The following is a 25,520-nucleotide window of genomic DNA, read 5'->3' on the forward strand; positions in this document are numbered from 1 at the left end:
ATCACACATCTCCCCTCATAATGTTGTTTACTTGAATCTTATTTATTTCTCTGATTGATATAAGAAGCAGTATTGATGAAAAAATAAAAGAAAATATGGTGATTGCTACAAAATTTAAAAATGCGATATTTCCAGATATATCAAAGATATCAGATTTAATTAATATGCCCTGGATTAAAAGAGCCACAAGTGAGGAGAATAATGAAATCTCCATATATTCCTTAAACACCAATTTATATATCTGATTATCACTTGCTCCAAATGCTTTTCTAACTCCAATTTCTTTAATCCTCTCCCCTATCCATTGTTTAACTATTATAAATATATTTAAAGCTATTACGATTGCAAAGCATCCAAAATATGTAGTGATATTGCTCGTCCCTTTCAGTGCTGTCTTAATAGGATTAGGTTGTATATTGTGCTTTGACACCGTAAATCTTGTATTACTATTCTTACCCATAGATTCATTTGCTTTATCTATCACCTCATATAAATCTGATGATTTATCCTTGCTACTTAGATACCATCCATTTGAAACCTTAGGATATTGATTGGTATTATAAAAATCTTTTAAATTAAAAATTAAAGTGTAATCAAGCATTTTTTGTTTTTTCTCATCACCCATAACCCCTATTACCTTACACCTTTTCTCATTAAAAAAAATATATTCATCTTCTCCTTGCTTTTCAACCTTATCTAATAGTCCTTTACCTATGACAACTAAACTTTCCTTATATTCAGTTGAAAAATCATCTTTAGTAAAAAATCTCCCTCTTATAAGTGATGGGACTACTTTTAAATTTTCATTTAAATATATTCCATTAGCAGAATAAGATTGACCAGGTATTCTTGTGTTAAATAAATTATATCTACCATTATCCATAATAGAAGTAATGACTTCTTTATAAGAAGTTTCAAAATCATCTATACTAAGTTCAATACAGTTATTTCCAATATAATATTCATTTTCATATGCTAGCTCTGAAAAATTTTTAACCTTTGATAAGCCTAACGAGAAAAATAGGCTAATAGCCATAAGTATAAGAATTAAAATAAAATTTTGAGAGATCCACCTTAAAAACTTTCTCATAATCTTCTCCTCTCATAAGAAATGTATACATTCGAAACTCCATCTAATGTATACAGCTTAATTTTCACTTAATTTTAATATTTTTAAGTTACCTACAATTTACATTATACATTTTAAATATTTCACCTTCTAAATCTTAAAATATTTATCTATATTTTTACTTATTTAGATTGTGTTTCCTATTTTGTGTTTTAAAAAGGACAACTTTACTTAACATAAAGTTGTCCTTAATTTTTATAAACTATATGATATTTATTCTATTTCATTCTTAGAAAACTTAACAGTCAATGCAATTACTGCATCATGACCTTTTAGTCTTTCTGGCTCATAAAAACTTTCTCCCGAGAAGCTCATAACCTTAGTTGACTTTGTTATAACTTGAATTGCTAAAGGAATTTCTTTTTCATGTTCAATGTCTGCTTTATCATTCCACCAAATACTTCTGATTTTCTTATCGGCATCAAGGTATAAATCTGAATTTGATTTAAACATGCTTATTCCATTCTTTTCTTCAAGACTTACCTGTAATCTTTCACTTTCATCTTTCAATATACCAATAGTACCTTTAAAAGAATCTAAATTTGCCCCAATACCTCCATTGTTTTCCCATTTAAGATTTTCATCTAAAAAATAAAGATTAACATAAATAGCTTTTGCACCTTTGTCTACGTTGTAATCATATATTTTACTTTTATCATCAAGTCCCATGAGTTTTAAGACATTAGTTTCTTCTTTTGTTAAGGTTCTTTGTTTTATTTGTCCTACACAATTAAGATTTATTTTACAAGATGAGAATATAAAGATACAAAGAAAAATAAAGACTATGTTGATAAATTTTTTCATTATAAAATCTCCTCTAACAAAAATCATTTACTCCTTATATTCATTATATTAATTACATATATATCCATCAACATATTCCATTTTAATTTTCTAATCTTTCATCAAAAATTTCTAAGAACTTTGTGGATGCAGGGGATAACGGAACACTCTTTAAAAAACATATCCCTATGCTCCTTTTAGGAATAGAAGCCTTTAACGGAACCTCATAAATTATATTTTTTTCCAGATATTCTTTTGAAAATTCTCTTATAACACAAGCTATTCCTAAGTTTATCTTCGTAAACTCCAATAGAAGATCATATGATCCTAGCTCTATTTCAGGATTTATAGAAATTCCATTAGATAAAAGATACTTTTCTATGTACTGTCGTGAGAGAGATTTGGATTCTAAAAGTATAAGTGGGAACTTTGATAGTTCTTTAAAACTTATTGGCTTTTGAAATTTATTTTTATATTTTTCGCCACATACAAATATATCTTGTATTTCCATACACTGTTTTGTCTCTAGAGCTGAATCAGTTATAGGCAAATTACATATAGCAATATCTATTTCTCCACTTTTTACTATAGAACAAAGTTCCAATGTAGTTGCATTGATTATTTTAAATTTTATGTTTGGATATCTCTTATGAAATTCTTCTAAATAAGGCATTAGAAAATATTTTGATATAGTATCACCTACACCTATCTTTAAATCTCCAATTAAAAGGTTTCTTGCTTCAAGAAGTTTTTCCTCTCCAGTATTTATTAAATTAATAGCTGAATTAGCATATTCATATATGAGTTTTCCTTCATTAGTCAAAATAACTCCCTTTGAAGTTCTAGTGAAAAGTCTTATTTCAAGTTCATCTTCAAGCTGCATTATAGATTGACTTACTGCAGGCTGTGTCATATATAATTCCTTTGCTGCTTTTGAAAAGCTTTTATGTTTTCCAACCATACAAAACACTTTGTACAAATCTAATTTACTAGCCATATAAGCACTCCTTATATCTATTATTATATCTATTTATTTTACTTATAACACTAAAATGAGGTATATTACAAGAGTGAGATAAAAATATTTTAATTTTCATTCAAAAGGAGAGATAACATTGGAAAGAGTAGTTGGAACTGTTGTTAGAGGACTTCGTTGCCCAATCATAAATGAAGGAGATGACATAGCTCAAATCGTTTTTGACAGCGTAATGAAAGCTTCAGAAGTTGAAGGTTTTTCAATAAACGATAAGGATGTAGTTACTGTAACTGAATCTGTAGTTGCTCGTGCTCAAGGAAACTATGCAACTATCGATAATATAGCTAAAGATGTCAATGCAAAATTCGGTGATGATACTGTAGGAGTTATATTCCCAATACTAAGCCGTAACAGATTTGCTATCTGTCTTCGTGGAATTGCAAAGGGCGTTAAGAAAGTAGTTTTAATGCTTAGCTATCCGTCTGACGAAGTTGGTAATCACTTAGTAGATATAGATTTACTTGATGAAAAAGGAGTAAATCCTTGGACAGATGTTCTAACAGAAAAACAATTCCGTGATTTATTCGGATACAATAAACATACTTTTACTGGTGTTGATTATATAGACTACTACAAATCTCTAATTGAAAGCTATGGAGTAGAGTGTGAGGTTATATTCTCAAACAATCCTAAGACTATATTAGAGTATACTAAGAGTGTTCTTACTTGTGATATCCATACAAGATTTAGAAGTAAGAGAATACTAAAGGCAAATGGCGGAGAAAAAGTGTATAGCCTTGATGAAATATTAACTGAATCTATTGATGGAAGTGGATTTAATGAATCTTATGGTTTACTAGGTTCAAATAAGGCAACTGAAGAAAGCGTTAAGCTTTTCCCACGTCAGTGTCAGCCAGTTGTAGATAAGATACAAGCTATGTTAAAAGAAAAGACAGGTAAAACTGTTGAAGTTATGATATATGGAGATGGAGCCTTCAAAGATCCAGTGGGTAAGATTTGGGAACTTGCTGACCCAGTTGTTTCACCAGCTTACACTGAAGGACTTGATGGAACTCCAAATGAAGTTAAATTAAAGTATCTTGCTGATAATGAATTTGCAAATCTTAGAGGTGAAGAATTAAAGACTGCAATTTCTGAGTATATCAAGCATAAGGATGCTGACCTTGTAGGATCTATGGCAGCTCAAGGAACAACACCAAGAAGACTTACTGATCTTATAGGTTCTTTATCAGACCTTACATCTGGAAGTGGGGATAAGGGAACACCAATAATATTCATACAAGGATATTTTGATAATTATACAAAATAGAAAAACCTCAAATCTCAACAAAAATAACCATCCTCAGTAATGAGGGTGGTTATTTTTTTATATTTCTAGTTTGGAAAGTGCACTCTTACTAGCCAAAACTTTATGTCTTTGTCACTCCATCCTAAATCCCATGGTACATCATTTCTATCAGTATTATGACAAGTAACTAAGGCATATCCTCTAGAGTCAGCATTAGTTACCATTGAAATATGCTCTACGTCACCTTTTTTCTCATAGGCTACAAAGTCACCAGGTAAAAGTTTATATGATGCTTTATATACCTTCTCATAATTTCCATAAGCTAGAACTGAAGCTCTGCCGCTATAGACCCAATAGTTTTTAAACTTATCTGCATTTACCCAAGATGCTGTAGCATCTCCTTTATTATAATTCCATGCACCGCCTTTTCTAAACTTTCCTCCTTCGTGAAGGCATTGAGAGGCAAAGTTCGCACAATCCCCACCTTCTGGATTAAAGTTTCTATAAGCTTTGTTATACTTAAAACCATACTGTTCTTCTTCTGCTGCCCCACAATATTTGTCAGCGTATTCTTTAACTCGCTTTCTCTTGTCATTTAAATTAGAAAAATCCCGTGAATCTTGGGATAGTATGAATTGTTTAACATCATCCACCTTTAATTTTTCTAAATTTAAAGAATCTGCAAATGGGTCTGTATACCATTCTTTTGAAATTAATAGCTTATCATTCTTGTTTACTAAAGTCTGAACATGATATGTACCTATTCTGGCTTTATTAACCTCTTCAGGTCTATCCTCATATATGTATCTATACTCAGTAGAACAAGTAAAGTTTACTTTAAAGCCTCCGCTATCAGTTTCACTTATCCTAGTTATAAATACCATAGGTATTATCTCTGTAAATTTCACACCTTGTTTTTGTTCCCAATTATGTAGATAAATCATCTTTTTTTCTTCGCTCTCGTAAGACCATTGCCCAAATTTAGTGCTTACATCATAAACAGCCTTTATATTTTCTGGCTCATTTGTCACTATAGCTTTATTTCTTTCTGATATTACCCTTTCTATAAAACTTCGTATTTCAGCTTTGACTTCTTCATCTACCTTCTCAGCTCCATAGGCCTTTACAGTAGAAAAATTCATGGACATAAACATTAATAATATTATAATTACATATTTGCATAAGATTAATTTTTTAATGCCATCCTTAGATCTCATAAATGTCCTCCTGATTTTACTATTGCTTATATTAATCTAGTGCCTCGTTAATTTTCTTTATATACGACTCCACTTCCTCATTCATTGGCACGTCTCCAAACCACTTATCCTTGGTAAATGAACCATTTTGAAAATATTTAGCTTTAATAATTATCTCAGGCCTATATTCAAAATGAAGGATATCAAAGTGTCCCCACTTTCCTCCCCAAACAAAATTGTATTTTTCAAATGTCTCAACAAGTTCCTTTGGATAGTATTTCATACGCTTTTCTCCTGCTTCTCTAGTTGCCCATTTCCAATAGTCACTAGGACTACTGTTTATATCGAGAGCTATTCCATAAGCGTGGGGACTAAGCTGTCCTGTACCTGATATTACTCTATAATTAAAGCTCCCATTTATTGGATTAATTAATCCGGCAACTTTTCCATTTCCAGAAGCTATACCTCTAAGCTCTTCCATAGCTTTTCCAAGCGCTTCAGCTGCACCATTATTCTTATTAAACAAATATTTATTGTAAGGAGCACTGACTCCCACAAGATGTTTTGAAACTTGACTTTGACTAGCACCATAAACTTCATTTAATAAGGCATAGCATCTAAATCTTCCTGGGTCTTTATTTACCTCCATCAGATGATCTATCATATTAAGTGGATAAGGCTCTTCCAGTATATCTTGAATATCCGCATTATTCATCTTTCCATCAAAATTCTTCTTCTTTCCATCATCGTAAAGTATCTTCTTTCCTGATTTAGTTATTATAAATACTTTTCCATCACTGCTCTTTTCAATATCATTAATATATTCTGGATATGCCATCATCATAGTCAATATATCTTGTTTTGTTGTAATAGAATACGCTTCATCATCCTTGGCTTCTTCAGCCATTGCAGGACATACTATAAATAATGTTATCATGTATATAAATAAAATTATCCCTCTAAATAACTTTTTCATAGGTTCTCCCTCCTCTTAAGTAATAGAAAAATAATAAAAAATAGCCTAAAGATACTCTTTAGACTATTTTGAGTTAATATTAACTTATTTATTACTGGTAAATTTAGTTTTAAATACTTTTAGCTTTTCATATCTCTCTAATTGCACTTTAAAACATATGCTGGAGGGAAATTTATCATTACTCTCTTAGTGCTGATACTTTGAAAATATGTTCTCATAAACTCTTTTTTTACAAGGGAATATTGGAAAGTGATGAATTTTCCATCTGGCTTTAATATGTTCTTAGTATTGTCTAATATCATGTGACTTATCATCTTTGGAAGAGATGCAAAAGGTAATCCTGATACAACATAATCTACCTTGTTTATCTCATATATCTCTAAATACATTTTTATATTTTCTGCACCATCATTTATTATTTTAATATTTTTCTTGTGACCATATTTCACATCTAGATCGTCGCAAAAAGCTTTATTCTTTTCTAGAACTAAAAATAATGTATCTTCACATTTTCTTGCTATGATTTTTTCTGTAAATACTCCTGTTCCTGGTCCATATTCTACTATACATCTACAATTTCTAAAGTCTACATCTTCTATCATTTTTTCAGCTAACCGCTTTCCACTTGGTGCTACAGCTCCAACTATTCTAGGATTTTTTATAAATTCTTTTATAAAGCCGAACATATCTTACCTCCCTTAAGTTGTTTATTATATAAATATTATCATTAATCGCTTAAGAAATACATTATAAAAATCTTAAGATTTATCAACAAAAAAAGGTTATTTATTAAAAAAATAAATAACCTTTTTTTATACTTATTTTCTATAAACGCACTTTCCATCCACATAAGTTTCTAGCACTTTTATATCTTTTATTGTTTTCAAATCACTATTTAGTAAGTTTCTATCTAAGACCACAAAGTCAGCACATTTTCCACATTCTATTGACCCTTTAATGTTCTCTTCAAACGAACTGTGAGCTGCCATTGTAGTGTATGACTGAATAGCTTCTTCTACGGAAAGAGCTTCTTCATTTAAGAACGGTCCTTTTGTTCCTTCTAGATTCATTCTTGTAACTGCACATTGTATTCCATTAAGAACATTTGGCAGTTCTACTGGACAATCCGAGCCATTTGAAACCTTGGTGCCGTTATTCATAAGGGTTTTGAAGTTATAAGTTGTCTTTGCTCTTTCTTTCCCTATTCTATCTTCTACTATATTTATATCGTAATCTAAAAAAATAGATTGTACATATGCGTGAAGATCTAATTCTTTAAATTTATTTATAAGATCCTTTGTGGTTATCTGGCAGTGAACTATACCATGACGATGATCTTCCCTTGGGTTTTTCTTTAGTGCTTTTTCTATAGCCTCTACTATCATAACCATGATTTCGTCACCAATAGCATGAACTGCTACCTGCATTCCATTAGCATGAGCATATCCTATCATTTCATCGAATTGTTCTTGGGTATAAACAGATATTCCTGAAGTGCTCGGATCGTCTTCATAAGGTGAACTAAGATAAGCTGTTCTAGCTCCTAATGAACCATCTCCTAAAAGTTTTAAAGGTCCTATCTTAAAATAACTGCTTCCAAACCCAGTATTATATCCTTTTTCAATAAATTCTTTAAGAAGTTCTAAATTCACAAGTTGCGCCTGTTCATAAACCTTAACGTTAAGTCTTCCTTCACTCTCTAGCTCTTTAAAAGATTCAATTATTACTTCATAATCCATAGTAGGGAATACTATAAAGTCATCTGTCTGAACAGAAGTTACTCCATAAGAATTCAAGCTGCTACTAGCTTCTACTATCATATCCTTTATTTCTTCTTTTGAAGGCACAGGTATATTGTCATAAATCATATTTAAAGCATTTTCTCTAAATATCCCTAAAGGCTCTCCATTTTCATCTATGTCAAACTGTCCACCTTCTACTTGAGGAGTATCCTTAGTGATTCCTATAATCTCTAAGGCTTTTGAGTTAACTACACATGCATGTCCACATGCACGTATTATACATATTGGATACTCTGTTGTTATCTCATCTAAATCATATCTATTTGGAAATCGGTTTTCATCTGTGAAATAATCATGATTCCATCCTCTTCCCCTTATCCATTCATTTTGTCTTAAATTTTTAGATTCTATAAATTCTCTTATGGCATCCTTCATGTCTTTTAAAGATGATGTATGCTCCCCAAGCTTAATCATCTGAAGAGAATATCCATATCCAACTAAGTGCATATGAGAATCATTAAATCCTGCAGTAACAAATTTGCCATTTAAATCCGTAATTGTGCTTTCCTCTTCTTTGAATTCAAGAGCACCTTCATTCTTTCCTACATAAATGAAACGTCCATCTTCCAAAACAAAAGCTTCTTTCATACCATTAGTAACAGTATAAACTTGTCCATTTACGAATATTTCCCTCATCTAAGCAACCTCCCTTTTTTCTCTAACTAACTTATCTTCATAGAATATATCTACGGATTCATCTACAGTTCCAACTCCTAGATATCTAGCCTTATAATCTTTAAGAAGTACGAAATACTGTTTTGAAAGTGCAAGAACCACAGCAACATTTATAAATGTTGGGATTCCGCTTGTTATATCAACAAAAGTCCATATGCTTATCTCTCCAACATAGAGTATGTAGGCTGTCATAATAAAGCCCGGCAATGGGTAACAATATTTAAATACTTTTAAAATAGCATTTTTTAGCTTTGCATTTTTGTCTGCTAAATGTCTTAAAACTACCTCATAGTAAACGTACCATCCTGTTGATGTAGTAAGCCCAAATATAAGCATTGTAACAGTTAAAAAGTACTTACCGAAATTTCCAAGGCCCATTGTAAATGCATTAAGTGTAAGAGTTGCACTCTCTACTCCTGAAGACCATTCTCCTGTTATTATAACAACTAAAGATGTTATAGTACAAACAACAAAAGTGTCTATAAATACTTCAAATGATCCCCATAATCCTTGCTCAATAGGATGTCTCGTTTTACTTGATGCATGAACCATCGGGCTTGTACCCCAACCAGCCTCATTAGAGTAAACACTTCTGGCCATACCAGTAGATATAACCTTAGATACCGCTGCTCCAACAAATCCTCCAACAGCAGCACTGCCTGAAAAAGCACCATTAAATATAAGTGAAAAAGTATGAGGTATATTCTTATAGTTTAAAATTATTATTAAAAGTCCAAATACTAGATATGAAACGCTCATTAAAGGTACAAGCTTCGTAAATACCTTTCCTACAAACTTCATTCCCTTCCAAATCATAAGGTATGTACAAACTACTATAAATAAACTTGCAACAAGCTGATTGATCTTAAAAGTTGATGCAACAACTTCTGATACAGTGTAATTACTAGCTGTTATAAAAAATGTTGAAAAGATTCCACATCCAAAGATAGCGGCAAGAACCTTCCAAAACTTAAAGTTTCTTTCTTCGCCAAGACCTCTTTCCATATAGTAAGTAGGCCCTCCATAAGGATCACCATTTTCATCTGTTCTTCTGTAATAAACTGCAAGTGTTACCTCTACCTGCTTTAAAAGCATTCCTAAAAAAGCAGTAATCCACATCCAAAGAGTGGCTCCAGGTCCTCCCATAGCTATGGCAGTAGCAACACCAGCGATATTACCAAATCCAACAGAGCCACCTATTGCGGTAGAAATTGCCTCAATAGGATTTAGTACTCCTTTTTCATCACTGTCTTCCTGTTTCTTAAACACTTTTCCAAGCGTTTGTTGCATTATATATTTGAAATATCTTATTTGGAAAAATCCCGATCGCACAGTGAAATATACTCCCGTGGATAGCATTAGAATGATTAGGGGAGGCCCCCAGATAAAGTCGTTTAAAGCATTAATAAAATTTGTCATGTTCTTCTCCCTTTCTAATAAAAAAATTTATGCAGTAATCGGGGAAGCACTTGCTGATAAAAAAGAGCAATAGTATAAATATAATACTATTGCTCAAAAATTCTTTTTTAATCTGCAATAGCTCCATCACTTAATAGTGAGAGTACTTGATTTATTAAATCAAATCCCAGATAGATGTGCTGACATACACACCTTCTTCGGCAATCAACCCTTTCATGAGCTATCTTAGGTCTGTCTACCTCTTTCTCATTACTCTTTTTAACTGCGCCTCTATTTACATACATATTAATTTGTTAACTTGATATTAATCATATAGTAATATTTACTATATCGTCAAGGAATATTGAAAATTTTTTAATTTTTCACATATTTTTATTTGTTTTTTAGATATTTTATACAACTTTATATAATCAAGCTTACTCCTGATATTAATAATAAAATGTAAGACAATTTTAAAAATGCTTTTTGACTCATTTTTTCTGCGAGCCTATTCCCAATTATAACTCCAATAAGAAGTGCAGGAATAGCTACAACTACAGTTTCCATTATTGTTGCATTTATAACTCCATCTATTATTTGTTTTATTAAGATATAAACATTCAAAACTATCCACATTGGGGATAATGTTGCTCTAAACTGTTCTTTATTTTTAATTTTTTTCACAGCATATATTATAAGGAGAGGTCCTCCCGAAATAAACATACCATGTATTATTCCTGCTGCTAATACTATTGTTATAAGTGCTGCTTCACATAAATTAAATTCCTTAGTCACAAATAATCCTTTAAGGGCTATTATTATTACGAAAACTGCATATATAGTCAATAATATATCTACAGAAAATATACTATAAAGATATTCTCCTATGAAAACCCCTATGAGCATTATTATAGACATCTTAAAAAACTCATTCCAGACTATGTGCTTATAAGATTTTATAACTATTATTCCACATGCAACGATTGTAACTATATTAAGCACTGGCTTTGCTACGTCTATACCCAAAAGTAATATTGAAAAAGGCATAGCCAATACCGTACCAGCAAAACCCGTTATTCCTTGAATTATATTAGTAATTAATACTACAAGGAAAAACAATATGTAATTCATCTAAAATTCCTCCTATGTTTATACTCTAATATATATTATTCTTCATCATCTTTGTTTAATTGAAAACCTTTCTCAGTTTATTATGTTTTTTATTGCATAATCTATAATATGATTGTCATTGGAAGGAGCTATATGTGCTGTTTCTCTTTTAAGTCTTTCGCTTCCATTTTCTACGCAAAATCCTAAAGCTCCAACCGTTAAAAGTTCTGAATCATTCATATTATCTCCAAACGTAATAAGCCTATCCCTATCTATACCTAGTTTGTCACATAATATACCTAGAGCATGTCCTTTTGATGTATTGAATGGCGCCAACTCTAGATACCTATCTCCAGTTCTCACTATTGGTCCGTTATCATATTGCTTCTGATATATTTCCTCTAACAGGTCTATCTCTTCTTTTTCTCCTATTATAAGAACTTTAGCCCAGTTTTTATCAAACAAGTCCTCGTTTATTTCGTATATTACATCATAGCCTGACTTTGAAAATCTCTCAGTGTATTTGCATGAGTTGTAAATATAAACTATCTCTTCCGCATATACCTCTATCCCTAAAGAAGGTCTTTCTTTTAAAATTTTCTTTATAACCTGCTTTCTGTTTTCCTCTAAAAAAACTTCAAATATTGTTTCACCTGTCTCAAAATCATATATCTTCGTTCCGTTATATAGTATAGCTGGAAGATTGATATTTAGCCTGTCCATAAATCTTTTTACTGATGGAAGCATTCTTCCTGTTGCTACCGTAAATTTACCACCATGTTCTGTGAATTCTTTTATAGCCTCTATATTTTCCTCTGACAATTTCCCCTTACTATTTAAAAGAGTTCCGTCCATATCAGTGACTATTGTATATCCTTGAAATCTCATTTTTCTCTCCCTTTGAATAAAAAATTTATTTACATCTAAGTATAATAGTTAATAAACTATAAATTCAATAGGGATGTGAAATCATGAAAAAAACATTTAAAATAGACAAATCTTTAGACTCAAAAATAAAATCTTTAAGAAGTTTTACACTAGAGATGGTTATTTATTTTCATAAAAAGATGCCTCCCATAATAAGGAGGCATCTTCTTTAGTATATTTTATTATCTTTATGCAAAGAATTCATAATTAATTCTATCTTTATCTACTCCAAGTTCTAACAGAGAACTTTCTAATCCTTTCATAAATGGAGGTGGTCCACAGAAATAAAAATCTGATTCTAAAGAAAGATTCTCATTTATCCATTCCTTTGTAACTCTTCCCTCAAAGTCATAATTTACTCCCTCTTTATCTTCTTCTAGAGGTTTTGAGTAAAATACAGTATTTTTTGTTCCCATTCTCTTAGAGGTTAATTCAATTTCATCTTTAAATGGATGCATTTTAGAATTCTGTACAGCTTGAATGAAATGAATATTGCTATTTCTCTTTGACTCATCATAAAGCATTGATAATAGAGGCGTAACACCTATTCCTCCGGATATCAAAACTATAGGTCTTGATTTTGGACGGTTCTTTATCGTAAAAGCTCCTGTTGGTACCATGGCTTCAATTGAATCTCCTATATTAAAATTTTCATGAAGAAAAGTACTTATAAGCCCACCTTCAACCTTTTTTACGCTTATTCTATATACAAAATCATTAGGGTGATTCGATAAACTATAAGTTCTCATCACATCTTTATACTTTGGATCTTCTGTCTTTATCTTGAAAGGTAGAAACTGTCCTGCTTTATGAACAGCAAGTTCCCCTCCATCCTTTGCTTTAAAATAAAATGATATTATATCTGAACATTCTTCTACTTTATCTACTAAAACAAGTTCTCTAAATCCGTTCCAATTTCCATTTATCATTATAAAAACCTCCTACAGTTTTTATTAAACAATAATTGTTATTATTTAATAAATTAACATAAGTATATATCTTTATCCAATTTAAGTCAATAGCTTTATAAAATAAATTAAACTCTTACTCTATTACTTTTAGAAATATCATTTTAATTTATACATAAAAAAAATGACTTATCCTTCTACAAATAAGTCATTTGATTTCAATATAGTATTTATGAAATTAATAATTGGATATTTTATCTACTAAGCCAATATTTTTACTTTGGTATTTCCAAAATAGGGCTGAACCTATTAAAAGTAATCCGCATATGAGTGTGTATAGGGAAAATAATGGGTTACTAATGCTTCCAAATAATATTATAAGGGATCCTATGGTTGCAAAGATAGGATTTATAATTCCTTTCCATACTCCCTTTATCTCCCTGCTACATCCCATTCTAAATACTTTAACATACAAAAGAATATACAAAACATAATTTATTGTTATTGATATCTCAGATATATCTGAGTTTTGAAGCATTGAAAACTTTTGAGTTAAATAATGAATTACTAAACACACGCAACTTATAATAAAAGCGATAATAGATGAATTAACTGGCATAGCAAGCTTTTCATTCATAACAGAAAATCTCTTATAATTTGGGAACATTCCTCTGATTGATAAAGAGTAAGGCATTCTAGTATGTCCCATTGTAAGTCCATTAACGGTTCCTAAAATTGAAATTACAACGAAAGTTACTATTATCTTAGCTCCCATAGGTCCAAATATCTTATTTGCAGCTAAATCAACATGAGAATCTCCCATTTGCATTACTACATCTGGTCCCAAGAAACTGCTTATACCTACAAAATATAATAGATATATTGCCAATATAAATAATGGTGCTATAACCAAAGCCTTAGGAAGATCTCTTTCGGGCTTTTTCATTTCATGTCCTATACTTGTGGCAACTATCCATCCATCAAATGAAAATGCTATTGGAGCTATTGCTGCTATCCATCCAAAAGATTGCATATTTGTTACATCTGACACTACAACTGTAGAGACATCTCCAAATATAAGTCCTGTAGCTGCTATTAATATTAACGGAATTATTTTTATTACTGTAGAGGCATTTTGAAAGTATCCTCCCAATTTTGCTGACAATACGTTTGATAAATACATATAAATTATTACTATTGCACCTATTAATGTTTGTGTTTCTAATGTGCTATTGATACCAAATAACATACATATATAAATTCCTGCTACCCATGCTACAACTGCAACTAATGTTGGATAATATAAAAATGTGTGAAACCATCCTATGGCGCATGCTATATATTTGTTGTATGCATTTTCTGCATAAGTTATAATTCCTCCAGCCTCTGTATTTCGTGAAGCTAATTCTGCTATTGTAAGACTACCAAATATAATAGATATTGCGGCTATACAAAAAACTAGCACACCTAAACTGATGCTTCCCCCTGTAGCTACTAGAATATTATCACTCTTAAAAAATATTCCTGATCCAATTACTATACCTACTATCATAGCTATAGCCGTAAACAAACCATATCTCTTTTCTTTCATGCACTATCCTCCTACCATACTTCCATAGTTTTTATTTATATATTATTTTATTTTCAATATTATACCGTATAATATAATAATTTAATATAAAAAGTTCAATTTTTTTATATAAATATATTTTCAGACAGATGTGTAAATATATTTTTTAGTATAAATTATCATATATAGAAAATCATTGTCATTTTAATAATATATAGTTTTTATTAGTAGAAGGTTTAAACTTACCACTATGATAGTAATTTTTGATTCTATAATTTATGCTTAAATATTAGAAAACATTTTACTGTCTTCTATGAAGTTTTTAAGATAATCTGATACAAATTTATTTTTATGATAAATTACACATATATCCCTATATATGTCTACATCTTCAATCTCTACAACATGCAATTTACCATTCTTTATTTCTTCATCTATTATTAAAGTGGATAAAACTCCTAGTCCTTGTCCTTCAATTACAGCATGCTTTATAGAATCAGTATTAGTGCTGATCCATTTCTCATTTAATTCTACATTTTCTCCATGGATTACATTATCAAAAATTTCTCTGCTTCCACTTCCAACTTCTCTCATAATCATGTCTTCGCCATTTAAATCTTTTAACTTTATTCTGCTTTTCTTGTAGAATTTATGATCTCGTCCTGCTATAAGAGACATCTTATCCCTATATATAGGAATTTTTATTATGTCTTTATTAGTTATGACACCTTCCACAATTCCCACATCCAATTGGCTAGTCAATATCATATGTTCTATTTCATTTGTATTGTTTATTGTAATCTTGGTTAATATATTATTCTTATTCTTCTCAAATTTTTTTATTATAGGATTAAGGAGACAAGTTCCTACGGTTATAGTAGCCCCTACTCTAAGACATATGTTTTGTCCTGTATTTTTTAATTCCCTTTCCATCTCATCAAATGATTCTACTATGTGTCTTGCATATTTAAGTAGCATCTCTCCACTCTTTGTTATGTATAATTTCTTGGAAAGCCTTTCAAAAAGTCTAATTCCATAATACTCTTCTATCTCCCTAATAGCCTGACTTACTGATGGTTGAGATATAAATAATTCTTCTGCCGCAGTGCTCATTTTACCGCAGTCAGCAACTGTTATGAAAATTTTTAAGTGCCTTATGTTCATATTGATTCCTTCTTTAATAAATCTCTTATTTCTGTAAGTAATTCTATATCTGCAGGTGTTTTCTCTTCTACTACTTCTCTTACTTCCTCTTTTCTCTTTTTCTCAAATCGTGTTATAACTTTAATGAACACAAATATTGAAAGAGATATTATAAGGAAATCAACTATATTTTGAATAAACATTCCTAAGTTTAAGGTTACAGCAGCGCTACTTTCTGTAGCTTCCACAAGGACAACTGTAAATTCTTTAAAATTTACACCTCCAGTTAGTAAACCTACAACTGGCATTATAATATCATTCACCAGTGATGATACTATTTTATTAAAGGCACCTCCAATAACTACACCAACTGCTAAATCTAAGACATTACCTTTTAAAGCAAAAGCTTTAAAATCTTCTATAAATTTTTTCATTATTCTTTCCCTCCAAATTAAACTTCTTCTTATTATGATAACTAATTACCATAAATCAATCAACTTAAGAATAATAAATTCATTTAGTTCTTTATAGATTATTATTAACCACTTATATACATTTAAAATCAGTCAAAAATATATGTTTTAATTAATACTTTTTAGAGATGAGAGAAATATATACTCCTATATACTTCTCTCCTCAATAAACATTTGGATTTGACAGCTATATGAATCAACGTTAAATAAATCATTAAATAGTTCCATTTCAATAAACCATTTAACCTTCAAATTATTATCTTTTGCATATTTAATTAATTTCTCTATACGCTTGCTTTCATTTTCTTTTGTATAGCTTAAAGTTATATATCTTCCCTTAGGCAAAATTTTAATATGTTCATCTATCTTAACATTATTAGAAAATTTTATTCCATCAAATACGTATACAGGTTTTGCAGTTCTAGGAGAATTAAATTTGTAAATTATACCTCTATCCATAGAGCTTTCCACTTTCTTATGACGAATCATTTTTTCTAAATTTGAATAATAAATAAGTTCTTTAAGGTCTCCTACCTCTTTGCAAGGTGTTACAATGATGTATCTATCTTCAAAAAACCTTTCAACTATATCATCATTTTCAGCTATATATTTAGAGTCTTGTATGCTAAAACTTAACTCATCTATGTTGTTTATTATATCCTTCATTCTATTTATATTTTCCTCAGCTTCTTTCTTTTTATCTTGAAGAAAATCTAAAAGTTTATCAGTATTTTTCTCCTTGAATATTTCTTGAAGTTCAGAAATACTTGTGCCCAAAGTCCTGCATCCTTTTATTATATCTATATGAACAAATTGATCTATTGAATAGTATCTATATCCTGTATTCTCATCAATATATGCAGGTATAAGAATGCCTACTTTCTGATAATATCTTAATGCTTTTATAGTTACCTCTTTAATCTTCGACACTTCTCCAATAGAATATAATTTTTTCATTTTACTCACTTCCTTTAAATTTTTAAATTCAGTTGACTCTCCTCTTAGGGTATATTTTACTATCATTATAAAATAATTATTAAAAGTAGAAAAGTTATTTATGGGAAGGTGTTTTAAAGATGAGTAATGTTATATATAGAGATTTAAGAAAAGAAGATTATAATGCCATAAAATTTCTCATAGGAGATGCTTTTGGCTTCAATGAATTTATATCAGATAAAAAATTTTTAAATGATATACTCAATATTTACCTTCAGGACTGCATACTAGCCAGTTCTTTTGGAAAAGTTGCTGAAAAAGATAATAAGGTTATAGGAATAATCCTTGGTAAAGCTAAAGATGATAATACTAATTTGAGAAAATTTCATAACTTAACAAACATTGCTTCTACAATGTTTAAACTTCTTATATCTAAAAAGGAAAATAAAAAGGTTCTTAAAGAATTTTCAAAAATCCATAATACCTATGATGAACTCATTAAAGGAAAAAAGTGTGACTTTCAAGGATGCATACAATTATTTATTGTATCTAAAGAATCAAGAGGGCTTGGAGTGGGAAAAGCTTTAGTATCACAGCTTTTTAATTATATGAATAAGATGGATGTAAAATCTTTATATCTTTATACAGATACAAAATGTAACTATGGATTTTATGACAGCCAAAATTTTAAGCGCTTAAATGAAAAGAAAGTGTCTTTTGATGCATTTAATTATGACTTAGATATTTTCTTATACGGTTATAAACTCTAATAAAAAAGACAGAAGAAAGTCATAAAATGGAACCTATAAGATAGACACTAATAAAAGAGAGTCTATCTATATAGGTTCTTTTTTTGTACAATAAGTTTATGAGGTGAATTAACTATGAGTAAAATAAGATTTTCAAATGATGAAATTAGTAGACTATCAAGAAATAAATATGTGAGCAATGTAAGTGAAAAAGCAATAACATATACTAATGAATTTAAAATACATTTTATCGCTGAATGTAGCAAAGGGAAAACTTCAAGAGTTATTTTTGAAGAAGCTGGATTTGATATAAATACCCTCGGTATTCGTCGTATTGAATGCGCTGGTACAAGATGGAGAAAAGCATTTAAGGATAATGGAATATTAGGATTAGATGACACTAGACGAAAAAATAGTGGTCGACCACGTAAGCGTAGTATTACTAGCGATGAAATAATAGAAAAGCAAAAAGCAGAAATTGAATATTTAAAGGCTGAGGTAGAATTGTTAAAAAAATTAGAGCTGCACGAAAGGCAGGTGAGAAAAGGTAAATTAATTGCAGCACAAGCATTTGCCTTAATAGAATATATTGTTAGCAAGTTGCAAAATCATAATGTAGTCAAACATCTATGCAGTACGGCTGGTGTTTCACGCTCTGGTTACTATAGATATCTGTCTTGTAAAAATATTAGAACTAATCGCGAAAACAAGGATAATTTAATTAGAAATACTATTCTTGAAGCGCTGAATTATAGAGGTTATAAAAAAGGATCAAGATCAATCAAAATGATTTTAAAAGATAAATTTAATATTGTGTATAGCAGAAGGCGTATCCAAAGAATAATGAGAAAGTACAATATAGTTTGCCCTATTAGGAAACCTAATCCATATAAGCGTATAGCTAAGGCTACAAAGGAACATACCGTGGTACCTAATCTACTCAATAGAAATTTCAAGCAAGAAATACCTGGTAAAGTATTGCTTACAGATATCACATATCTACCATATTCAAATAATAATATGGCTTATTTATCGACCATCAAAGACGCTTCTACTAATGAAATCCTAGCATATAATTTATCTAATAGAATAACCTTAGATATCGCCACGAATACAATACTTAAACTAATGGCCAACTCCAATGTCAAATTAGCAAAAGATGCTTTTATTCACTCAGATCAAGGTAGTCATTATACAAGTCCAATATTTCAAAAACTTTTAAAATCTAAGAATCTTGGACAATCTATGTCTAGACGTGGTAACTGTTGGGACAATGCTCCTCAAGAATCATTTTTTGGTCATATGAAAGATGAAATTGATTATAAATCTTGTTCAACTTTATCTGAACTACAGTTAATTATTGATGACTATATCGACTACTATAACAATGATCGTTGCCAGTGGAATTTAAAAAAGCTGACTCCTGTTCAATACAGAAATCAGCTTTTAGTAGCCTAGCTCTCTTTTTTTAGTGTCCTTGACATAGGTTCCACTTTATCAATCTCTTCTGTCTTTTATTCTTATTATATTTTAAGCATTCTTTCCGCAGCATTTTTTATATTTCTTTCCACTTCCACAAGGACAAGGTTCATTTCTTCCTACTTTAACTTCTTTATCACTTCTTACATAAGTATTATTCTCAGCTAAAGTATATCCTCCTAAACTCCATACAGGTATTCTCTTACATACATCATTCATAACTATTGTAAATTCACCTTGTATGTATTGTGGCACAGGAAAATTCTCTATCATATCTTTGATAAGATCATTCTGACCTAAACGTTGATAAGATTGGTAAGTAGATATGAGCATCTCATCAAAATTATCCTCAGTTATAGTGTAGAATTCTTTTATAAACTTTTCAAGTTCCTTATAGTTTTTTCTATCTCCTATATACTCTTTTCCACAAGCCTTAAGTATTTCATGCTTAGTCAGTTTCTTATAGTCTGTAAGCTTTTCTGAATTATTGACATTAGCTTCAAGCTGCTCTTCATTGTCCATTAATGAGTTTACTCCAAGTCCATCAATATAAATATATTCTTCTGTAGATATCTCTTCCATAGCAAGAAGCATATCTAATTCATCTAAACTTAATTCGATCTCTACATCCTGTGGAAGCCTATCCATAAAATCTTCTATTGTTAATACTCCGTAATAATAAAGCATTCCTTTAAAAAGCTTTATTATCTCTGAGTTATAGACTAATTTGCTCTTATCTATTTCAGAAAGAATCTCTTTTATTTGAGATGGTATGCAAGCATAAAGTTCATTATCTTTTAAAGCTGTATAAATAATACCTAGCTGTTCCATAAATACAACTGTATCCATCTTTTCATCTAGTTCTTCCATAAGAAGTATGCCATTATTTTTGCACAAAATCTCCATTACATCATAACATTCTAAATTCATGCATTTTGATAAATTTATGATAGAGTTCTTGTAGTTTTCATTAATATTATTTATTAAAACTTCCTTCTTATCACTAGATTTGTAGGAAATATTTAAATTATCCATTATAATTTTTAGAGTATCTTTAGTTTCAGTAGTTAAAAGCTCTAGCAAATTGTTTGAACATGCTCTTTTTGATACTCTCTTCAATTTCTTTCCCATATTCTTATTAACAAGCTCCTCTAATTCCTCTTCAAAGCTCTCTTTAATTTCCTCTACTCCATTTAAAATTTCTACATTTTCATTAGAAATATTATTCTTTTCTTTCATCTCACACCTCTAAACTTTTATTGACCTATCTTTAATTATATTATATATGTCAAGGTTAAGTTTTGCTTTTATATGACATACACTTAAAAGAAATAGCCTCCAGTTTAAAACTAGAAGCTATTTTAAAAATTTATATATCCTTAATTTTTATCTTATTAAAGTGCCTTTAGAGCTACAGTATTTAATAAACTCCATGGCTTATTAAAATGTGGTTGGAAGAAGAAATCTGTCATTGCAAGTTCTTCAACAGTCATATTATTTTGTATAACTACCGATAGTGTATTCATATATTGAGTTAAATCTATCTTGGAGATTATCTGTCCTCCTATAACTCTTCTTGTATCAGCGTCAAATACAAGCTTCACTGTTGCTGGCTCAAATGTTGGCATGAATTCAGGTCTGTAGTTGTCTATAACAGCTACACTCTTAACATTCATTGATGTTGTAGCTTTTGCTACTTCTTCTGTCAAACCAGTTGATGCTATATTTTGATCATAAATCTTAATGCCTGAAGTTCCCTGTGTACCCATATACTTAAGTGTTGGTTTTTCAATGTTTTTAGCAACTAACGTTCCCATTCTTACTGCGTTTGTTGCTAAAGGAATGTATCTCTTGTCTCCTGCTGGATTATATCTTACAACACAACAGTCACCAGCTGCAAATACGTCTTCTCTGCTTGTTCTCATATATTCATCTATGATTATTGCTCCATTTGGAAGAGTATCTAACTTTTCCTTTACTATCTTAGTATTTGGTGCAAAGCCTATACATAATACAACTAAGTCTCCCTTATAAGTTCCATGCTCAGTTACAACTTCTGTTACATTTCCATTTTCGCCATTAAACCTTTGGACTTTTTCACCTAGAACAAGCTTTACTCCTCTATCTGAAAATTCCTTTTCAGCTATATCTGTAAATTCTTTATCTAAGTACTTAGCCATTATTCTATTTTCAGCATCAATTAGTGTTACATTCTTTCCTTGCATTTCGAAAGCTTCTACTAATTCAACGCCTATATATCCAGCACCTATAACTATTACATTTTTTGCATTTTTTGATTTTTCTATTATTGTAATAGCATGGTCATAATTTTTGCATAATTCTATATTGTTAAGCTCTCCACCTTCAAATCTTGGAACTATTGGCCATGATCCTAAAGTAAGAACTAACTTATCATAATTGTCTTCAAATATTTGCTCGGTTAAAAGATTTTTAACTTTAACTACTTTCTTATCAAAATCTATGTCTAGTACTTCATGCTTCATATTTGTAACTACACCAAGCTTTGCTAAATTTTCTGGTGAGTTATAAAATAAGCTCTTTGTATCTTCTATAACTTTTCCAACATTTAATGCTATTCCACATGATAAAAATGAAATATTATCATTTTTTTCGTATATTGTTATCTGGCTATCTGGATGAAGCTCCTTTAAGTTTACTACTGCTGCAGTACCTGCATGTGTGCATCCAACAACTATTATCTTCATAAATATACGCCCCTTTTCATAAATATTTTTATATAATAAGAATAACTATCTGATATCAATTATCCATATGTTAATTATATCACAAACTCCAAAAAAGTATATAGGAAAGTTGAAATATATTTAAAAATTATTAGTTAACAATTTTTATTATTTGTCTTATACCATGATTTATCTACACTTTCTTAATTATAAAAAAGTGCATAATGTTATAGCTTGCTATAGAATAGTATTGTTTATTATCCTTTAAAATATTACATATATAAACTTAATTTAAAAAATTCATGCATATAAATATAATTAATATAAATCTACATAAAATTTTATATAACAGCATAGCATTTAAATGAGGATTTTTTATTATAACTAAACCATATACTTTTCTCTCTTACCTATAATTTTCAAAAAAATAATTGATGTACTAAAAATATTCAGCACATCAATTTCTTCAGTTAACAATCTAGTCTGCATAAGGGTCTTATATAAATCAAAATATTCTCAATATTTTTTCTACAACATTCATCTTGTATCATAATTTGAAAAAAATCATATCCCCAAGTACATTTATTCGGTATATAGACTAATACCCCATCTGATCCCCACTTAGCCGTACCCTTTTTAGGATAAATATTTATCTTTATTCTGTTCTCTATGCAACATTTATCATTAATCCTTAAACATAAAAATAATGGTCTATTTTGGCATATATAATATGGTTCAATTCTTTTTATACTTATATCTATACTATTACAAGGAATAGTTATACATCTATGGCTCAAATTTTTCTCCATATTAACAACTCTTCTTTCATTTTAAATTATATAACTCTTTTGTAAATATTATATTCAAAATGAATATCCGTGTGTCCTTAATTACGACTAATTTTTGTTCCTAATCGACTTTATGTATTTCTACATAATTATATATCTAAAATTTATTAATTCTAATCAATCTATAATATTCTATCTTATAAATCATTTTGTAACTCTTTATACCTTTATAAAATATAATATAGTATGAAAACTAAGGAGGAAAAATAATGACAACTTTACAATATTCAAGTTCAAATAGTTCAGGTGCATTTGCTAATACAATTGGTTGGATAGATTTCACTGGTATTACTATACCAGCTAACGGCTCTGTTGCAGTAACAAATTCAACTCCTGATAATAATTATAATATAAATTTTACTTTAACTAATAATAATTCATCTACTATAACTCCAAGTCCTACCCCAGTAGAAGCAACTGCTCCATTTGGTAATACTGGCTATCTAAATGTTGGTGGACAAGTTGCTTTAACTGTAACTAACTCAAATTCTATGAATATTACATTAACTGGAATTACCGTTACAGATAAAAATGGAATTAAAATAGATAACTATTGTTTAATTGCTGCCGATGCTGAAAAAACCTTAGCTTCAAATAAAGGTGTAGAAAAATTATCCTTCATTACTACTAAGGGGAATTGGTCTTTAATTGATATGCTTTCGCCAATTTCACCTACGCTTGAACTTGGTCCTAATATATCTTATACAGGCAATGATACGGTTAATATTACTGGAGTAATCCCTACCAGCAGCACTTCACCATCAGATCCTATCTTCTCCACTATATCTCCTACTAGTATTACTGCTACATCAACATCTACAATTGAAGGAAAACAAGCAGTTGCTTTTGGCATCATGTTTAATCAAAATGTTTCTTGTTACTTGGATGTAGAAGTTTCCCCAAATAATAAAATTATTTATGTATGTCCCGGTAAAAAACAGTTTTTCCCAATAAAATCCAACAAATGTTGTGGTACAGTTACTCTTTCTTATGTAGGCGAAAATTTTAATTCCGATGGAAATTATATAAGTGGAAATTTAGGAAAATATACCTTATTAAATTCAGGTATTCTTTTAAGTGCTTCATGTCACTTAAATCCAGGGGACTACGACATATTGTCATTTAAGGTGAACGATAGCAGTTGTAACACTCCGTTTACTTTAAATGCTGTCTTCACTTATGCATTATGTGAGTGTTGCAAAAATAAAATTAACTAATTTTATTTTTTGTTTTTAAAATTTAACAAGCTAAGTAAGAACTTAGCTTGTTTTTTATATTTATTAAAATAATAAAATAAACTTTAGGAGGTAAATATAATGATATCTGTTCAATATGCAAAAGAAAATAGTCCTGGAACTTTATCAAACACAATTGGATGGTTAAACTATGATGAAATTACAGGAAATTTATTGCCTAACCAAACTGTATCTCTAACTAATTACCTTGATAATGGTTATAAACTTAATTTCGATTTGACTAATACTTCAAATGTTACTAATGTAACTCCTGTATCTATACCAGTAGATGACTTCGCTCCATTAGGTATTACTGGATATTTGGGTCTCTCTCCAAATAACAAAAGTGCCCTAGCAGTAATTCCAAAGGGTATAGCCCCAATAAGCTTAAGTAATATTTCTATAACAGACAAATCAGGTCTTCCTGTATCTAAATATACAATTATTGCCGCTGATGCAGAAAACACTTATGCTGGAATAAACAATACAACTCCAGAATACCTATACTTTAAAACTAATGGATCATGCTGGAAGTTACTAGATTCTCTAAAAGCAGTTTCTCCTATTTCAATTTATCCCATTATCAAGGGATTAGATACAAATTTCGTAAAAATAATAGGAATTCGTGTTCCTTCCTTAGCCATATTACCAGGAGCTTATATATTATCAACTCATTCTCCAACTGAAATTAATGCAACATTAGGTTCTACATTTAATGGTGGACGACAAGCAGTTGCATTTGGAATACTAATCCCTCAAACTATTCCATGTTGTACTGATGTCAAGGTATCTGACTCTAATAAAATCATCTATGTATCTAATGGTAAGGATCAATTCTTTCCCATAAAATCAAAGGAATCTCACGGATTAGTTACACTTTCTTATTTAGGTGAAAACTTTAATCCTGACAAAAATTATATAAGTGGAAACCTAGGTATATACACATTATTAAATTCAGGTATTCTTTTAAGTGCTTCATGCTCTATGAAACCTGGAACCTATGATATTTTATCATTTAAAGTATACGATAGTAGTTGTGATTATCCTTTTACTTTAAATGTAGTATTTGCTTACGAACTATGTGCATATAATAAATAGTTAAATCAATGTCTTAGATAATTTTATTTTAGATTAATGTATCATCAATAAACTTGATGATACATTATAATTAATATAAAGCTTTAAATTCATTA

23 protein-coding genes and 1 riboswitch are annotated in these 25,520 nt (G+C 30.0%); of the genes, 5 read left to right on the forward strand and 18 right to left on the reverse strand.

Going from position 1 to position 25,520, the window contains the following annotated elements; genetic code table 11:
* Nucleotide 1 precedes the first annotated feature (1 nt).
* The 3 genes from KQH81_RS16705 to KQH81_RS16715 all read right to left on the reverse strand — a co-directional run bounded on the left by KQH81_RS16705 (nucleotide 2) and on the right by KQH81_RS16715 (nucleotide 2,909).
* Nucleotides 2-1,090 (reverse strand): ABC transporter permease, encoded by a 1,089-nt coding sequence (locus KQH81_RS16705; RefSeq protein ID WP_099335904.1) that lies wholly within the window; start codon nucleotides 1,088-1,090, stop codon nucleotides 2-4.
* 252 nt (nucleotides 1,091-1,342) lie between these two features.
* Nucleotides 1,343-1,933 (reverse strand): hypothetical protein, encoded by a 591-nt coding sequence (locus tag KQH81_RS16710; protein WP_099335903.1) that lies wholly within the window; start codon nucleotides 1,931-1,933, stop codon nucleotides 1,343-1,345.
* Nucleotides 1,934-2,015: 82 nt separating this feature from the next.
* Complete coding sequence (locus KQH81_RS16715; protein WP_027638398.1) at nucleotides 2,016-2,909, reverse strand: LysR family transcriptional regulator; 894 nt, start codon at nucleotides 2,907-2,909, stop codon at nucleotides 2,016-2,018.
* Nucleotides 2,910-3,027: 118 nt separating this feature from the next.
* On the opposite strand from KQH81_RS16715, the gene KQH81_RS16720 reads away from it, so the two are divergent.
* Nucleotides 3,028-4,218 carry a coenzyme F420-0:L-glutamate ligase gene (locus KQH81_RS16720; protein WP_074846498.1) on the forward strand — a complete coding sequence of 397 codons (1,191 nt, stop codon included), beginning with the start codon at nucleotides 3,028-3,030 and terminating at the stop codon, nucleotides 4,216-4,218.
* Nucleotides 4,219-4,283: 65 nt separating this feature from the next.
* Here KQH81_RS16720 and KQH81_RS16725 read toward each other — a convergent pair whose 3' ends face one another.
* The 12 genes from KQH81_RS16725 to KQH81_RS16785 form a co-directional block, all read right to left on the reverse strand.
* Nucleotides 4,284-5,414 (reverse strand): amidase domain-containing protein, encoded by a 1,131-nt coding sequence (locus KQH81_RS16725; protein ID WP_230028518.1) that lies wholly within the window; start codon nucleotides 5,412-5,414, stop codon nucleotides 4,284-4,286.
* Between the two features lie 31 nt (nucleotides 5,415-5,445).
* Entirely contained in the window at nucleotides 5,446-6,369 is a 924-nt protein-coding gene (locus tag KQH81_RS16730; RefSeq protein ID WP_099335902.1) for a M15 family metallopeptidase, read from the reverse strand.
* Nucleotides 6,370-6,506: 137 nt separating this feature from the next.
* Nucleotides 6,507-7,055 (reverse strand): class I SAM-dependent methyltransferase, encoded by a 549-nt coding sequence (locus KQH81_RS16735; RefSeq protein WP_027638394.1) that lies wholly within the window; start codon nucleotides 7,053-7,055, stop codon nucleotides 6,507-6,509.
* 132 nt (nucleotides 7,056-7,187) lie between these two features.
* Nucleotides 7,188-8,807: an amidohydrolase gene (locus KQH81_RS16740; RefSeq protein ID WP_027638393.1), complete on the reverse strand. Its 1,620-nt coding sequence runs from the start codon at nucleotides 8,805-8,807 to the stop codon at nucleotides 7,188-7,190.
* Nucleotides 8,808-10,265, reverse strand: a complete 1,458-nt coding sequence (locus KQH81_RS16745) for an alanine/glycine:cation symporter family protein (protein ID WP_099335901.1) — start codon at nucleotides 10,263-10,265, stop codon at nucleotides 8,808-8,810.
* A gap of 110 nt (nucleotides 10,266-10,375) precedes the next feature.
* Nucleotides 10,376-10,546, reverse strand: a riboswitch (Lysine riboswitch).
* A 121-nt stretch (nucleotides 10,547-10,667) separates the two neighbouring features.
* Nucleotides 10,668-11,375 carry a sulfite exporter TauE/SafE family protein gene (locus KQH81_RS16755; RefSeq protein ID WP_027638391.1) on the reverse strand — a complete coding sequence of 236 codons (708 nt, stop codon included), beginning with the start codon at nucleotides 11,373-11,375 and terminating at the stop codon, nucleotides 10,668-10,670.
* 72 nt (nucleotides 11,376-11,447) lie between these two features.
* Nucleotides 11,448-12,242, reverse strand: a complete 795-nt coding sequence (locus tag KQH81_RS16760; RefSeq protein ID WP_099335900.1) for a Cof-type HAD-IIB family hydrolase — start codon at nucleotides 12,240-12,242, stop codon at nucleotides 11,448-11,450.
* Between the two features lie 227 nt (nucleotides 12,243-12,469).
* Nucleotides 12,470-13,210: an FAD-binding oxidoreductase gene (locus tag KQH81_RS16765; protein ID WP_099335899.1), complete on the reverse strand. Its 741-nt coding sequence runs from the start codon at nucleotides 13,208-13,210 to the stop codon at nucleotides 12,470-12,472.
* A 217-nt stretch (nucleotides 13,211-13,427) separates the two neighbouring features.
* Nucleotides 13,428-14,780, reverse strand: a complete 1,353-nt coding sequence (locus KQH81_RS16770) for an APC family permease (protein ID WP_027638388.1) — start codon at nucleotides 14,778-14,780, stop codon at nucleotides 13,428-13,430.
* 261 nt (nucleotides 14,781-15,041) lie between these two features.
* Nucleotides 15,042-15,923, reverse strand: a complete 882-nt coding sequence (locus tag KQH81_RS16775) for a LysR family transcriptional regulator (protein WP_027638387.1) — start codon at nucleotides 15,921-15,923, stop codon at nucleotides 15,042-15,044.
* Nucleotides 15,920-16,336 (reverse strand): large-conductance mechanosensitive channel protein MscL, encoded by a 417-nt coding sequence (gene mscL / locus KQH81_RS16780; protein WP_027638386.1) that lies wholly within the window; start codon nucleotides 16,334-16,336, stop codon nucleotides 15,920-15,922. Before mscL ends, KQH81_RS16775 begins: the two co-directional genes overlap by 4 nt.
* Nucleotides 16,337-16,522: 186 nt before the next feature.
* A complete protein-coding gene (locus KQH81_RS16785) occupies nucleotides 16,523-17,332 on the reverse strand; it encodes a MerR family transcriptional regulator (RefSeq protein ID WP_099335898.1) in 810 nt (269 codons plus the stop codon).
* A gap of 119 nt (nucleotides 17,333-17,451) precedes the next feature.
* Here KQH81_RS16785 and KQH81_RS16790 point away from each other — a divergent pair, with 119 nt between their 5' ends.
* Together KQH81_RS16790 and KQH81_RS16795 are read left to right on the forward strand one after the other, a co-directional pair.
* Nucleotides 17,452-18,081, forward strand: coding sequence for a GNAT family N-acetyltransferase (locus KQH81_RS16790; protein WP_230028520.1), 630 nt, complete (start codon nucleotides 17,452-17,454; stop codon nucleotides 18,079-18,081).
* Between the two features lie 114 nt (nucleotides 18,082-18,195).
* Nucleotides 18,196-19,518, forward strand: a complete 1,323-nt coding sequence (locus tag KQH81_RS16795) for an IS3 family transposase (protein ID WP_022788069.1) — start codon at nucleotides 18,196-18,198, stop codon at nucleotides 19,516-19,518.
* Between the two features lie 72 nt (nucleotides 19,519-19,590).
* Here KQH81_RS16795 and KQH81_RS16800 read toward each other — a convergent pair whose 3' ends face one another.
* From KQH81_RS16800 to KQH81_RS16810, 3 genes are all read right to left on the reverse strand, one after another.
* Nucleotides 19,591-20,778, reverse strand: a complete 1,188-nt coding sequence (locus KQH81_RS16800) for a YecA family protein (protein WP_099336500.1) — start codon at nucleotides 20,776-20,778, stop codon at nucleotides 19,591-19,593.
* A gap of 155 nt (nucleotides 20,779-20,933) precedes the next feature.
* Nucleotides 20,934-22,265 (reverse strand): FAD-dependent oxidoreductase, encoded by a 1,332-nt coding sequence (locus tag KQH81_RS16805; protein WP_230028522.1) that lies wholly within the window; start codon nucleotides 22,263-22,265, stop codon nucleotides 20,934-20,936.
* Between the two features lie 449 nt (nucleotides 22,266-22,714).
* Nucleotides 22,715-23,053: a hypothetical protein gene (locus KQH81_RS16810; protein ID WP_230028524.1), complete on the reverse strand. Its 339-nt coding sequence runs from the start codon at nucleotides 23,051-23,053 to the stop codon at nucleotides 22,715-22,717.
* Between the two features lie 248 nt (nucleotides 23,054-23,301).
* On the opposite strand from KQH81_RS16810, the gene KQH81_RS16815 reads away from it, so the two are divergent.
* Both KQH81_RS16815 and KQH81_RS16820 read left to right on the forward strand, forming a co-directional pair.
* Nucleotides 23,302-24,309, forward strand: a complete 1,008-nt coding sequence (locus KQH81_RS16815) for a CshA/CshB family fibrillar adhesin-related protein (protein ID WP_051196288.1) — start codon at nucleotides 23,302-23,304, stop codon at nucleotides 24,307-24,309.
* Nucleotides 24,310-24,408: 99 nt separating this feature from the next.
* On the forward strand, nucleotides 24,409-25,425 hold the full coding sequence (locus tag KQH81_RS16820; protein ID WP_099336503.1) for a CshA/CshB family fibrillar adhesin-related protein: 1,017 nt from the start codon (nucleotides 24,409-24,411) through the stop codon (nucleotides 25,423-25,425).
* Nucleotides 25,426-25,520: the final 95 nt, after the last annotated feature.

The organism is Clostridium cadaveris (assembly GCF_020911725.1).
In the GTDB taxonomy this organism is placed as follows: Bacteria; Bacillota; Clostridia; order Clostridiales; family Clostridiaceae; genus Clostridium_X; species Clostridium_X cadaveris.

Excerpts from the sequence above, each read along its gene's own strand:
- KQH81_RS16705 (WP_099335904.1), bottom strand. The coding sequence starts at position 1,090 with ATGAGAAAGTTTTTAAGGTGGATCTCTCAAAATTTTATTTTAATTCTT.
- KQH81_RS16710 (WP_099335903.1), bottom strand. The coding sequence starts at position 1,933 with ATGAAAAAATTTATCAACATAGTCTTTATTTTTCTTTGTATCTTTATA.
- KQH81_RS16715 (WP_027638398.1), bottom strand. The coding sequence starts at position 2,909 with ATGGCTAGTAAATTAGATTTGTACAAAGTGTTTTGTATGGTTGGAAAA.
- KQH81_RS16725 (WP_230028518.1), bottom strand. The coding sequence starts at position 5,414 with ATGAGATCTAAGGATGGCATTAAAAAATTAATCTTATGCAAATATGTA.
- KQH81_RS16730 (WP_099335902.1), bottom strand. The coding sequence starts at position 6,369 with ATGAAAAAGTTATTTAGAGGGATAATTTTATTTATATACATGATAACA.
- KQH81_RS16735 (WP_027638394.1), bottom strand. The coding sequence starts at position 7,055 with ATGTTCGGCTTTATAAAAGAATTTATAAAAAATCCTAGAATAGTTGGA.
- KQH81_RS16740 (WP_027638393.1), bottom strand. The coding sequence starts at position 8,807 with ATGAGGGAAATATTCGTAAATGGACAAGTTTATACTGTTACTAATGGT.
- KQH81_RS16745 (WP_099335901.1), bottom strand. The coding sequence starts at position 10,265 with ATGACAAATTTTATTAATGCTTTAAACGACTTTATCTGGGGGCCTCCC.
- KQH81_RS16755 (WP_027638391.1), bottom strand. The coding sequence starts at position 11,375 with ATGAATTACATATTGTTTTTCCTTGTAGTATTAATTACTAATATAATT.
- KQH81_RS16760 (WP_099335900.1), bottom strand. The coding sequence starts at position 12,242 with ATGAGATTTCAAGGATATACAATAGTCACTGATATGGACGGAACTCTT.
- KQH81_RS16765 (WP_099335899.1), bottom strand. The coding sequence starts at position 13,210 with ATGATAAATGGAAATTGGAACGGATTTAGAGAACTTGTTTTAGTAGAT.
- KQH81_RS16770 (WP_027638388.1), bottom strand. The coding sequence starts at position 14,780 with ATGAAAGAAAAGAGATATGGTTTGTTTACGGCTATAGCTATGATAGTA.
- KQH81_RS16775 (WP_027638387.1), bottom strand. The coding sequence starts at position 15,923 with ATGAACATAAGGCACTTAAAAATTTTCATAACAGTTGCTGACTGCGGT.
- mscL (WP_027638386.1), bottom strand. The coding sequence starts at position 16,336 with ATGAAAAAATTTATAGAAGATTTTAAAGCTTTTGCTTTAAAAGGTAAT.
- KQH81_RS16785 (WP_099335898.1), bottom strand. The coding sequence starts at position 17,332 with ATGAAAAAATTATATTCTATTGGAGAAGTGTCGAAGATTAAAGAGGTA.
- KQH81_RS16790 (WP_230028520.1), top strand. The coding sequence starts at position 17,452 with ATGAGTAATGTTATATATAGAGATTTAAGAAAAGAAGATTATAATGCC.
- KQH81_RS16795 (WP_022788069.1), top strand. The coding sequence starts at position 18,196 with ATGAGTAAAATAAGATTTTCAAATGATGAAATTAGTAGACTATCAAGA.
- KQH81_RS16800 (WP_099336500.1), bottom strand. The coding sequence starts at position 20,778 with ATGAAAGAAAAGAATAATATTTCTAATGAAAATGTAGAAATTTTAAAT.
- KQH81_RS16805 (WP_230028522.1), bottom strand. The coding sequence starts at position 22,265 with ATGAAGATAATAGTTGTTGGATGCACACATGCAGGTACTGCAGCAGTA.
- KQH81_RS16810 (WP_230028524.1), bottom strand. The coding sequence starts at position 23,053 with ATGGAGAAAAATTTGAGCCATAGATGTATAACTATTCCTTGTAATAGT.
- KQH81_RS16815 (WP_051196288.1), top strand. The coding sequence starts at position 23,302 with ATGACAACTTTACAATATTCAAGTTCAAATAGTTCAGGTGCATTTGCT.
- KQH81_RS16820 (WP_099336503.1), top strand. The coding sequence starts at position 24,409 with ATGATATCTGTTCAATATGCAAAAGAAAATAGTCCTGGAACTTTATCA.